Annotated in this window: 11 protein-coding genes; 8 read left to right on the top strand and 3 right to left on the bottom strand. The window is 38.2% G+C overall.

The features are described from left to right. Positions 1 to 84: 84 nt before the first annotated feature. Positions 85 to 534, top strand: coding sequence for a nucleoside deaminase (locus tag BST86_RS13120; RefSeq protein ID WP_105983640.1), 450 nt, complete (start codon positions 85 to 87; stop codon positions 532 to 534). Here BST86_RS13120 and BST86_RS13115 read toward each other — a convergent pair. Beyond that, positions 531 to 803 (bottom strand): hypothetical protein, encoded by a 273-nt coding sequence (locus BST86_RS13115; protein WP_105983639.1) that lies wholly within the window; start codon positions 801 to 803, stop codon positions 531 to 533. The two genes, BST86_RS13120 and BST86_RS13115, sit on opposite strands and share 4 nt — an antisense overlap. Positions 804 to 821: 18 nt before the next feature. Beyond that, positions 822 to 2570: an aspartate--tRNA ligase gene (gene aspS, locus BST86_RS13110; protein WP_105983638.1), complete on the bottom strand. Its 1749-nt coding sequence runs from the start codon at positions 2568 to 2570 to the stop codon at positions 822 to 824. 232 nt (positions 2571 to 2802) lie between these two features. Between aspS and BST86_RS13105 the strand changes: the two genes are divergently transcribed. From BST86_RS13105 to BST86_RS13075, 7 genes are all read left to right on the top strand, one after another. After that, positions 2803 to 3159 (top strand): toxin-antitoxin system YwqK family antitoxin, encoded by a 357-nt coding sequence (locus tag BST86_RS13105; protein WP_055411679.1) that lies wholly within the window; start codon positions 2803 to 2805, stop codon positions 3157 to 3159. Positions 3160 to 3350: 191 nt separating this feature from the next. Further along, positions 3351 to 4034, top strand: a complete 684-nt coding sequence (locus BST86_RS13100; RefSeq protein WP_105983637.1) for a TetR family transcriptional regulator C-terminal domain-containing protein — start codon at positions 3351 to 3353, stop codon at positions 4032 to 4034. Positions 4035 to 4191: 157 nt separating this feature from the next. Continuing rightward, positions 4192 to 5532, top strand: coding sequence for an ABC1 kinase family protein (locus BST86_RS13095; RefSeq protein ID WP_105983636.1), 1341 nt, complete (start codon positions 4192 to 4194; stop codon positions 5530 to 5532). A 236-nt stretch (positions 5533 to 5768) separates the two neighbouring features. Continuing rightward, positions 5769 to 6809 carry a hypothetical protein gene (locus tag BST86_RS13090; RefSeq protein WP_105983635.1) on the top strand — a complete coding sequence of 347 codons (1041 nt, stop codon included), beginning with the start codon at positions 5769 to 5771 and terminating at the stop codon, positions 6807 to 6809. A gap of 65 nt (positions 6810 to 6874) precedes the next feature. Beyond that, a complete protein-coding gene (locus BST86_RS13085; RefSeq protein ID WP_105983634.1) occupies positions 6875 to 7243 on the top strand; it encodes a helix-turn-helix transcriptional regulator in 369 nt (122 codons plus the stop codon). A gap of 133 nt (positions 7244 to 7376) precedes the next feature. Next, on the top strand, positions 7377 to 10022 hold the full coding sequence (locus BST86_RS13080; RefSeq protein ID WP_105983633.1) for a T9SS type A sorting domain-containing protein: 2646 nt from the start codon (positions 7377 to 7379) through the stop codon (positions 10020 to 10022). A 282-nt stretch (positions 10023 to 10304) separates the two neighbouring features. Further along, positions 10305 to 10460, top strand: a complete 156-nt coding sequence (locus BST86_RS13075; RefSeq protein ID WP_394340891.1) for a hypothetical protein — start codon at positions 10305 to 10307, stop codon at positions 10458 to 10460. Between the two features lie 76 nt (positions 10461 to 10536). Here BST86_RS13075 and BST86_RS13070 read toward each other — a convergent pair whose 3' ends face one another. Beyond that, positions 10537 to 11820 (bottom strand): metal-dependent hydrolase family protein, encoded by a 1284-nt coding sequence (locus BST86_RS13070; RefSeq protein ID WP_105983632.1) that lies wholly within the window; start codon positions 11818 to 11820, stop codon positions 10537 to 10539. Positions 11821 to 11874 lie beyond the last annotated feature (54 nt).

The raw sequence follows: 11874 nt of genomic DNA, 5'->3' as shown, positions 1-11874 counted from the left end.
AAACTGAATGCGAACTCCTACCTGAAATTTGAATTTCTTATTTGAGAATCCTGTGGAAGTTGTAATTACACGTACTTTTATATCATGTTAGAACCTTTTGACGATGCCTATTTCATGAAGAAAGCCCTGCAAGAGGCAGAAGCTGCACTGGATCGCGGAGAAATTCCTGTGGGTGCCGTAATCGTCAGCGATAACCGCATCATCGCCAAAGGTCACAACCTCACAGAAACCCTAACAGACGTCACGGCTCATGCCGAGATGCAAGCCATCACCGCTGGTTCAAGCTTTCTAGGCGGAAAATATCTAAAAGATTGCACGCTCTACGTGACGCTGGAGCCTTGCCAGATGTGTGCTGGTGCACTTTACTGGTCACAGATTTCACGAATCGTCTTTGGTGCCAGTGATGACCATCGCGGGTATCGTAAAATGGGAACGCAACTACACCCTAAAACACAAGTTAGCCATGGGATTCTAGCCAGTGAATGTTCTAAAATTTTAGATGATTTTTTTAAGGCTAGAAGACGGTTGAACTAATTCCACCTGCTTTTATCATCCCAATCCTCATCTTGTTCCTCTTCCTGCTCTTCTTTACTCTTGTTATTGAAGTTGAATTTTGACAAATCCTTGTTCTTGTATCGCACTACAATAAACGCTGGCATCAATATGAGAAACATAAACAAGGTAGAAAAGCCTACAAGTTTGTTCCCTAAAACAGGATCGCCATTATTGACAAAGTAAAATCCCAATCCTATCACGCCTAGCGTGCATAGAAGAAGAATTCCAATAAATTTTGTGGCGTTCAAGTTAGGCTCAGGATTTATTTAGACGGTCACTTTTAAGTTGAGTTCCTTCAACTGCTCATCATCAATTTTTGAAGGTGCGTCAATCATGACATCGCGGCCATTATTGTTTTTAGGGAACGCGATAAAATCACGTATGGTTTCCTGACCACCCAGAATGGACACCAGTCGGTCAAAGCCAAAAGCTAATCCTGCATGCGGTGGCGCTCCATATTCAAAAGCATCCATCAAAAAGCCAAATTGCGCTCGAGCTTCTTCTGGTGTGAATCCTAGATGATCAAACATCAAAGACTGTAGTTTTTTATCAAATATCCTGACAGATCCACCACCTATCTCGTTACCATTAAGGACAAGGTCGTAGGCATTTGCTCGCACATTGCCAGGATCTGTCGATAGTTTCTCGATATCTTCTGGTTTGGGCGATGTAAATGGATGGTGCATCGCGTGGTAGCGGTTGGTTTCTTCATCCCATTCTAACAACGGGAAATCCACTACCCATAACGGAGCAAATTCATCAGCGTTTCTTAGGCCTAGACGCTCTGCCATTTCCATTCTTAGGGCACTCAATTGCGCTCTAGTTTTGTTAGCTGGCCCAGAAAGTACACATATCAAGTCGCCTGGTTGTGCGCCAGTGGCTTCAGCCCATTGGGCTAGGTCGTCTTGATTATAGAATTTATCTACGCTGGATTTAAAGGTGCCATCTTCGTTGTATTTGGCATAGACCATTCCCATAGCTCCTACCTGCGGGCGTTTTACCCAGTCGATCAATCCGTCGATTTCCTTTCTGGTCATGGATGCACCGCCAGGAACTGCGATGGCGACAACTAACTCGGCTTCATTGAAGATTTTGAAGTCTCTCGCTTTCGCGAAAGCGGAAATATCACCAAACTCCATCCCAAAACGAATGTCTGGTTTATCGTTACCGTACTTCTCCATCGCCTGCTGGTAGGTCATGCGAGGAAATTCTGTCACATCCACATTTTTCACTTTTTTAAGCAAGTGGCGTGTCATCTCTTCAAATATATTGAGCACATCTTCCTGCTCTACAAAGGACATCTCGCAGTCGATTTGCGTAAACTCTGGCTGGCGATCTGCTCGCAAATCCTCATCTCTAAAACATTTCACAATCTGGAAATATTTGTCCAATCCACCTACCATAAGCAGTTGCTTAAAGGTTTGTGGCGATTGTGGAAGGGCATAAAATTGGCCTTCATTCATTCTGGATGGCACGACAAAATCACGGGCACCTTCTGGAGTGGATTTGATCAGCACTGGTGTTTCCACCTCAACAAAATCCTTACCTGCAAGGAAATTACGCACCTCCATCGCCACCTTGGAACGGAAGATCAGATTCTCACGCACAGGATTACGGCGTATATCTAGATAACGGTATTTCATACGCAGTTCCTCACCACCATCGGTTTTATCTTCTATGGTAAAAGGTGGCGTTTTGGACTCGCTCAATACTTTAAGTTCTTTTACAAGAATCTCGACATCGCCAGTAGGCATTTTGTCGTTTTTGGATTCACGTTCAATAACGGTCCCTTTGACCTGAATCACAAACTCGCGTCCTAGTTTTTGGGCTTGTTCGAGTACGGCTTTGTTGGTACGTTCTTCATCAAAGATCAATTGCGTGATGCCGTATCGATCTCTTAAATCTACCCAAACCATGAATCCTTTATCGCGGCTCTTTTGAACCCAACCGGCAAGTGTAACTTCCTTATTGATATCGCTGGAGCGCAAGCTGCCACAATCGTGTGATCTGTACATAATTAATTCTTGTAATAAGCCTGCAAAAATAAGCCGATTCTACCCATTTTATAGCTTAAACCTACAGAGAATAGCTGCCAAAATAGTTCAAAGCCCTATTTAATGGTATTTAATATTTATGTTTATTTACTGATTGTTAGATGTTTATATAAGTAATGTAAATTTAATGTTATCTAATAATGTATTTAATGTATATTTATGTTTAAATTTGAATGAATTAAACGGCATAACTATGAAGAATTTATTGATCCTATCTGTGATGATGTTAAGCATGATCACATTTGCACAAGAAGTTAAGCCCAAATTTGACCAGTTAAAAGATGGCAAGATTGCGGCAACTTATTTCCACGAAGATGGAACCATAGCCCAACAAGGCTTTTTCCTGAACAACAAACGACACGGTGAGTGGATAAGCTACAACAAAGAAGGCCAGAAGACAGCGCAAGCAGAATTCGACAACGGCAAGAAAACGGGTAAATGGTTTATCTGGAACGGTGATGAATTGACTGAGGTTGATTACCAAAACAACCAAATTGCATCTGTAAACACGTGGATCGATAAAGATCCAGTAGCAAGCAACAAGCCATAATCGGTAAAACACATTTTGTAAAAACCGCCTTTCTTGTTTGAAAGGCGGTTTTTTTATGGAATCGTTTTAAAAACGATACAGCGCACTGCAATTTATACGCACTTTTAACGACTTAATCTTAACACAGTTTTGTTTAATAAAATATACAGAAACATTAAACAGACTGTATCTTTACCTAAAGATTTGATATTATGGCGACTGTGAAGAAAACCACAACAAAAAAAACAACCCCAAAAAAGGAAATCAATCGTCAAGATGTGATTACCGCTTATATGGAATATGTGCTTGAGCATGAGAAGACACCTAAAAGTGTCTTCAAGTTTGCCAAGGATAATAATATGACTGAAGCTGATTTCTACGGTTTTTTTGGAAGTTTTGAAGGTTTACGCAAAGAGATTTGGAATACCTTCTTTACCATGACGATGGATGTGGCTCATAAAAGCGAGGATTACCACAGCTTTTCCAACCGTGAGAAAATGCTCACCTTTTTCTATACTTTCTTTGAATTGTTGACACTCAACCGCAGTTATGTCCTGTTTGCATTGCAAGAGAATCAGCACATGATGAGCAAGATGGAACAGCTTAAAGGTTTGCGCAAGCACGTGAAAGGTTTTGCCAAAGAATTGATTCAGGATCGTAACGAGAATAAAACCAACATACTTCTAGAACGCTCTGAAACTATATATAGCGAAGGTGCATGGGTACAAATGTTATTCCTACTCAAATTCTGGATGGACGACGACAGTGCTGGTTTTGAGAAAACAGATATGGCGATCGAGAAGTCGGTCAACACCATTTTTGATGTTTTTGATAACACACCACTGGATGCTGTCTTTGACTTTGGAAAGTTTTTGTGGAAAGAGCGAATGGCCTAAACCTAGGTCCATCGGCTAAATTTTAAATATTACTGACTGTAGGTTGAAAATGATTTTTGAAAAGTTCGCTTTCGCGCCTGCCTGTCGGCAGAAAGGAAAGCGATAACATCAACCAACAGCAGCACAAGATTCAGTGATCTGAATTCATAATCAAGCAATGAAAACACTAGATAAAATACCCACCAGCAAAATAGGTCGCACAACAGAGCTTGTGAAGACTGGAGTGAAAATAGGTGGGAATTATCTTAAATATTATTCCAAGAAGGCTGTTAATCCAGGCATGGATCGCAGTGAGCTGGATGAAAATAATGCCAGCGATATTTATGACGGCTTGAAGAGTCTTAAGGGCAGCGCGCTCAAGGTCGCACAAATGCTGTCCATGGATAAGAGTTTATTGCCTGGCGCGTATGTGGAAAAGTTTAGCCTGGCTCAGTTTAGTGTGCCACCACTATCGGCACCGCTGGTACGCAAAACGTTCAAGCGCTATCAAGGAGCTTTTCCTGAAGAGATCTACGATACTTTTTCTAAGGATTCCATCAATGCCGCGAGCATTGGGCAAGTTCATAAAGCTACTAAAAACGGTAAGGAGCTCGCAGTTAAGATTCAGTATCCTGGTGTTGCAGATTCCATAAGTAGTGACCTTGCGATGGTAAAGCCTATTGCTATCAAGATGTTCAACTTAAAGGGTGAAGATTCCAAAAGATACTTTGCCGAGGTTGAAGACAAGCTCCTAGAAGAAACCGATTACAATCTTGAAGTTGAGCAAAGCATCGCTATAACTGAGGCTTGCTCGCACATACCTCATTTACATTTCCCTGAATACTACCCAGATCTATCCAGTAAACGCATTATCACGATGGACTGGATGAACGGCCAGCACTTGAGCGAATTTGCCCTAACCGAATTTGCTCAAGAAACTGGCAACAAACTGGGACAGACGTTATGGGATTTTTATATGTTCCAGATGCACGGCCTAAAAGCAGTTCATGCAGATCCACATCCTGGGAATTTCTTGATCTCAGAAAACAATGAGTTGATTGCGATTGACTTTGGTTGTATCAAGCAAATTCCAGATGAATTTTATCAGCCGTACTTTGAACTAGCGGTTCCTGCAAGTATTAATAATCCTGAAATCTTTGAGCAGAAACTCTATCAATTAGAGATTTTACGTGAGGACGATAGCCAGAAGGAAGTCAAGTATTTCTCTGCGTTGTTTCATGAGATGTTGAGTTTGTTTACCAAACCATTTCAAGAAGAAACCTTCAATTTTGCAGATGAATCCTTCTGGGATCAGATCAGTTCGCTAAGCGAGAAGTATAGCAACGATAAAGAGTTGCGTAAAATGAACGGTAATCGTGGTAGCAAGCACTTTTTGTACATCAACCGTACGTTCTTTGGTCTTTATAATTTGTTACATGATCTAAAGGCAACCGTGAATACTCGGGATTATGTGCAGTATCTAGTAGACAAAGGATTCAAGAACCATCCAGCTTTGTAGAGTTCCTATTGACACAAAAGTTTTTACATAAACTTATTACTGTTAAGTGTATTTAATCTCATAATAATTTATTTGACTTTATAATCATTAGGCTTAAAGCAATGCATTAAATACTTTTAGCGCCTAAAGTTTTTATTGAATTGACCGTGAGGCTATATCAAATTTTTGTCCTGATTTCTGTGAATGTACTGAACATCCTGTCATTATATTCACAGAGTTCACATGAAGAAAAGTATATGGACCTAGCAAGCAAAGCGATTGATGCTAATTATCGCTTGGCAGAAAATTACTTAGATTCTATTGCTAAACCTCTGTCTGATAATATAAAGGGACATCTAGCTTGTTATTACAAGTTGAGAGTAATAATTAATTCTAGAAATCAAGAAACAGCTCAACAATATCAGAATACTATATTGGCAATGAAATATGCTGAATCTGAAAAGAACTATGATATAGCTGGTTGGGCTTCTCTAGAACTCTTTTACAATTTATACGTAATAAAAAAAGATTCTAGCGCATATCACTTTTTAAATAAAGCTCATAACTATTATAATTTGGCTGGTAATAGCCAAGGACTAGCTGAAGTTACCCAAATGGAAGCTTTAGATCAATTAAACAAAGGAAACTTTATTAATAGTAATAACATATTACTTGATAATTTAGAACATTATAAAAGTTTCAAAGATGATGGTTATTATCAATTGTACGGCTTGTTTTTAATAACAACTAATTATCTTGAATTAGACAATCTAGCAGAAGCTCACGTTTATTTCAATAACCTTAAAAACTTAAAGGACGATTCCAGTATAACACCTGCATTATATAAATCACATTTAGCGACCCTTTATGGAGATTTTGGGGAATTTCATTTCGATAAAAAAATGATGGACTCCACTCTTTTTTATCTTAATAAATCCAAGAGGGTTAAAGACGCTATGACTGATGAAGATAAAAGAAACTATTTTAATCTTTACGCAGACTATTTTGATTACAACAAGGATTATCAATCCAAAAACAAGTACATAGATTCTTTGCGCTTCTTAGAAGATAATATCTTGAGAAAAACAATGGATGCGAGTTTACTCATCGGAGATGTGTTATTACAATCTGAAAATGAATTAAATGTAGAAAAAAGAAAAAAAGAATTAAATAAAACATGGGCCTTATCGCTTTCCGCAGTTTTACTTCTAGGTTTAAGTTATTATCTAATTAAGAATAAAAGAACTAAGCAAATAATTCGAAATTTCAAAAAAATAAAGATGAGTTTGCCTATTTAAAAGATAATCACGAGAAATTAAAAGTAAAGGTAAAAGGAATTGAAGGTTACCTTTCAGAGATAAAAATGGAAATAAAAAATATTGCAGCTATTTCTGAATTAAAGGAGCAACAAAACAGAGTCAAAGAGTTGTACAAAAAGATTCAATTAAACTCTTCAACGCTATTTTCGAGTGGCGAAGATCATTTAAATTTAATAAATGATCTTAACGTAAACTTTTTCAATCAACTTTCTACAAAACATCCAAAACTAAATTCATCAGAAAAAATTATATGCTATTATTTGTTTATGGATTTTACAAATAAAGAAATCAGTTCATTTACAAATTCTTCTGTCAGGGCTGTGGAAAGTAAAAGGTATAGAATTAGTTCAAAACTTAATCTAAAGCAAAATAATATTAAGCTAAGTGATTATTTAAAAGACTCATTTTCCTAAAGATCAAAAGAATAAGAAATTTCTATGTAGGAGTAAATTAATTTATGAGTAGTACTTGCGTAGTCTTTTTGTTAATGCTTTCTTAACGCTTATTTACATTTGTAGCCTAAACTTTTAAACACATATCTAGGTTATGAAACATTTATACCTAACTGCATTAACATGTCTGTTTTCATTGTTGATGTTTTCTCAAGGCGACAAAAGCTGGTCTAAAATGGCTGCTAGTGAAAAATCGTTTTATGAGCTTCAAAAAGAATTTAATAATTATTGGTCTAACAGAATACCTGAAAAAGGTCAGGGATATAAAATATTTAAAAGATGGGAAAATCAGATAGCAGATAAAGTTTATCCTACTGGAGATTTATCTTTACCTTCTAATACGTACCCTAATTTCATTCAGTGGCAGAAAGAATACAATAATGAGTTAGCAAAAGATGCAAATAGTCAAATGAAGGCTACATCAGCAACTTCTAGTTGGACGACTTTAAATCAAGGTACAGTAGCCTCAGGTTATGATGCGGGATCAGGTAGATTAAACTTCATCACATTTGATCCTCTAAATCCCACAACAACTATGTACGTAGGTGCGCCAGACGGTGGACTATGGAAGACAACAAATGGTGGTGTATCATGGTCTACTAATACTGATTACTTATCAATCATAGGTTGCTCTGGTTTAGTGATTCATCCTAGTAACCCTAATTTAATGTACTTAGCAACGGGAGATAGAGAAAGCGATAGACGAAGTATAGGGGTTTTAAAATCGACAGATGGTGGTGCTAACTGGCAAACCACTGGTTTAGTCTGGACGGTAACAGATAATTACAGAATATCCAAAATAGTAATGGATCCTAACGATCCTTTGGTTATGATGGTCTCAACCGATGGTGGTGTATTTAGAACAACAGATGGCTGGGATACAGTATCTTCTCACACACTACCTACTAAGGCTTTGTCTGATGTTAAGTACAAGCCAGGAAGTTCAACAATTGCATATGCCGCAGGTAAGCAAATTTATAAATCCACTAATGGTGGAATTAGTTGGATAGCAAACACTTCTACTGGCTTACCTAATCCAGTCGATGTTGAGCGTATTGAAATGGCTGTAACACCAGCTGATGTTAATTACGTTTATGCAATTATAGGTAAAAGCAGCGATCAAGGATTTGAAGGGTTTTACCGTTCCACAGATAGTGGTAATACATTTACTAAACAATCAACGGCGTCTACACCAAACATCTTACACTCCAGTGCTCATCCTACTGCTGACTCTGTTGGTGGGCAAGCTTTTCATGATTTGGCTATTGCGGTCTCTCCTGTTGATAAAAATAAAGTAACCATAGGTGGCGTTAATCAGTGGCAATCAACGGATGGAGGCGTAAATTGGACACGGATTACTTATTGGCTGGGTGCAAACCCAGCTTATCCAGGTCAGAACACTGAACCAGAGCCCTATATTCATGCGGATATACAATATATAGCATATATGCCTGGAAGCAGCACTACATTTTTTACAACTTGTGATGGTGGTGTTTCAAAAACTACCGATGATGGCGTCACCTGGACTGATATTACAAATAACATTGCAGTAAGTCAACAAACTAATATTGCTTTATCTCCTTCAAGTCAGGATTTTTTCTTTGCTGGTTTGCAAGATATAGGTTCATTAAAATACGACGCTGGGTCATGGTCGGTATTGAGCGGTGGCGATGGTGAAGACGGTTTTATAGATCACTCTAATGACAATGTTTTGGTCTCATCTACTGTAAATGGTCAATTTTTTATATCAATGGATAGAGGTTTGACTTCTAGTAATTTAACCTTTACACCTGCATTACCTAGTGGTGATTGGTTCACACCGATAAAACAAGATCCAGTAGATGCAGATAAGATTTATATAGGAAGCGGGAAAGATTTATATGTCTCAAGTAATTGGTTTACAGCAAACCCAACAGCTTCAAAAACAGGAACTACGGCACCAGCACCAATAAATGAGAATATTTTGAAATTTGAAATAGCCCCAAGTAGTTCTAGCACTATTTACGTTATTAAAGATAATATCATTTCAAAATCAATTAATTCGGGATCCACTTGGTCAGATATTACAAATGGTTTACCCGTGGCTTCTGCCAAACTAAAGAATCTAGCAATTTCAAATACTGATGCTTCAAAGATATGGGTAATATTTTCTGGCTATGCTGCAGGTGAAAAAGTTTATAAGACGACAGATGGTGGTAACACTTGGATAAATGTATCAAATGGTCTACCTAATATACCTATGAATACGATCGTTTATCGAAAGAACAGCCCAAATGATGAAGTATATATTGGTGCAGATATAGGGGTTTATGCTATTGATAATTTAACAACCTCAGCTGTGCCATTTCTTACGGATTTACCGAAATGCGCGGTCACTGATTTAGAAATATTTTACCCAACTTCTTCTACAGGTATACTTAGAGCTGCAACTTATGGTAGAGGTAGTTGGCAAACTAGCTTGAGTAATCAATCTCTACTTAGCATAAACGATGTATCCAATATTACTGCCCCTATTTTATTTCCTAATCCCATAAACAATGGTGTTTTAAATGTAGAAATCAGTAATTTTAATAATGAGTATACTTTTCAAGTATATAACTTACTAGGTGAACAAATCTTGACTGGTGATCTTAAAAGGTCGAAAACCGAAATATCTATGAATGAAATAGGATCCGGTATGTACATCATAAAAATTATGGATGAACGTAATGTTTACACTCAGAAAATAATTGTTGAGTAAAACTGAGATTAACTTAATTTTTGAAAAACGTTTGTAACTAAATGCCGTGGAATGACTCCACGGCATTTATATTTTGAAGTAATTCTAAAATCATTCTTTCTGAGCAAAATACTTCACTAAAGTTTAATTCTACGGTAAGATTCTCATTGACGCAACATTTAAAAAGCTAAGCTGGTTCGACAAACCATTACTAAAACTATCACTTGGTTTCGCTATAGAATCTCTCTGGGACGTTATCCCATCATTAAGCAAAAAGTATAGTATGATTAAAAGTTGCGTAAAATGAATGGTAATCGTGGTAGCAAGCACCTTTTATACATCAACCGTACGTTCTTTGGTCTTTATAATTTGTTGCATGATCTAAAGGCAACCGTGAATACTCGGGATTACGTGCAGTATCTAGAAGACAAAGGATTCAAGAACCATCCAGCTTTGTAAAGGATTTATTTATAAAACAAGAAACGCCGCGATTCGCGGCGTTTCTTGTTTTAGCGGAATTCAAGTTTTTTTTGAACTAATCCTTGTAAACTTTACCGTCTTTCATCACAAACTTGACGTCATTAAGTGTAGCCACATTCTTTTCAGGATTATCGGAAACAGCGATAATATCAGCAAAAAAGCCTTTTTGGACTTGACCTATCTGATCTTCCATCTGTAGGATTTTCGCAGGTGTGATGGTCGCACTTTGAATCGCTTCCATGGCGGGCATTCCTGCTTCTACCATATAACCAAATTCCATTGCGTTTTTACCATGCTTAAACACGCCTGCATCAGTTCCAAAAACGATAGGCACTCCACGTTTGTAAGCACGACCAAAAGTTCCTTGAATTTGCGGACCAACTGCTTTTGCTTTAGGCACAACAATGTCTGGATAGAAACCGTCTTCTTCGGCTTTCATAGCGACTTCCTTTCCAGCTGTGATTGTGGGAACTAAATAACAGTTCATTTTTTTCATGAGGTCCATAGTTTCCTCGCTCATATAAGTACCATGCTCAATGGTCCTAACGCCACCTTCTACCGCGCGACGCATTCCTTCATCACCATGTGCATGTGCCGCCACGTGAAAACCATAATCTGCTGCGGTACTTGTGATGGCTTTGATTTCTTCAACAGTAAATTGCGGGTTGCTACCATTTTTTGCAACGCTCAAGACGCCACCAGTAGCGGTAATCTTAATACAATCGGCGCCATTTTTATAGCGGTGACGCACAGCTTCACGAGCTTGGTCAGCACCATCGGCTACTCCTTCACGTGGTCCAGGATTTCCCATAAATGCTGCATTACCACCATTAGTAGGATCTGCGTGACCACCAGTAGTAGCGATGGATTTACCAGCCGTGAAGATTCTAGGACCTACCAGCTTTCCTTTATTGATGGCATCTCTCAAACTAATGTTGATACCGCTACCGCCTAAATCACGTACAGTAGTAAATCCTTTCATCAAAGTAGTTTCTGCAAAAGCGACCGAGTTGTATGCGACGTCTGCTGGATCGTCTACAAATTTTGAGATGTACGCCTGTGGATTATATTCTGTTTCCATATGGACGTGCATATCAGTCAAGCCTGGCAGCACCCATTGGTCTTTCAAATCAAAATATTTGACATCTTGAGGTATGGCGGCATAGCCTTTAGAAACATCTGTAATTTCAGTACCGCTTACCTTGATCGTCATCTCATCCATCCACTTACCAGATTTTGTGTCCAGTAAATGACCTGCATGTATAAATGTAGTGGTTTGTTGGGCAAACGCAGTAAAACTGAGCATTACCGAAAAGAGAAGCGCAAATAGATGTCTCATAATAGGATTTTAAAGTTTAGTTATAAGGTTGTTTATGAGTTCGCTTTACCGTCT

The organism is Nonlabens agnitus (assembly GCF_002994045.1).
Taxonomy (GTDB): Bacteria; Bacteroidota; Bacteroidia; order Flavobacteriales; family Flavobacteriaceae; genus Nonlabens; species Nonlabens agnitus.
This window is presented reverse-complemented; position numbering and strand designations above follow the sequence as displayed.

Excerpts from the sequence above, each read along its gene's own strand:
- BST86_RS13095 (WP_105983636.1), top strand. The coding sequence starts at position 4,192 with ATGAAAACACTAGATAAAATACCCACCAGCAAAATAGGTCGCACAACA.
- aspS (WP_105983638.1), bottom strand. The coding sequence starts at position 2,570 with ATGTACAGATCACACGATTGTGGCAGCTTGCGCTCCAGCGATATCAAT.
- BST86_RS13075 (WP_394340891.1), top strand. The coding sequence starts at position 10,305 with ATGAATGGTAATCGTGGTAGCAAGCACCTTTTATACATCAACCGTACG.
- BST86_RS13090 (WP_105983635.1), top strand. The coding sequence starts at position 5,769 with ATGGACCTAGCAAGCAAAGCGATTGATGCTAATTATCGCTTGGCAGAA.
- BST86_RS13105 (WP_055411679.1), top strand. The coding sequence starts at position 2,803 with ATGAAGAATTTATTGATCCTATCTGTGATGATGTTAAGCATGATCACA.
- BST86_RS13085 (WP_105983634.1), top strand. The coding sequence starts at position 6,875 with ATGGAAATAAAAAATATTGCAGCTATTTCTGAATTAAAGGAGCAACAA.
- BST86_RS13070 (WP_105983632.1), bottom strand. The coding sequence starts at position 11,820 with ATGAGACATCTATTTGCGCTTCTCTTTTCGGTAATGCTCAGTTTTACT.
- BST86_RS13100 (WP_105983637.1), top strand. The coding sequence starts at position 3,351 with ATGGCGACTGTGAAGAAAACCACAACAAAAAAAACAACCCCAAAAAAG.
- BST86_RS13120 (WP_105983640.1), top strand. The coding sequence starts at position 85 with ATGTTAGAACCTTTTGACGATGCCTATTTCATGAAGAAAGCCCTGCAA.
- BST86_RS13080 (WP_105983633.1), top strand. The coding sequence starts at position 7,377 with ATGAAACATTTATACCTAACTGCATTAACATGTCTGTTTTCATTGTTG.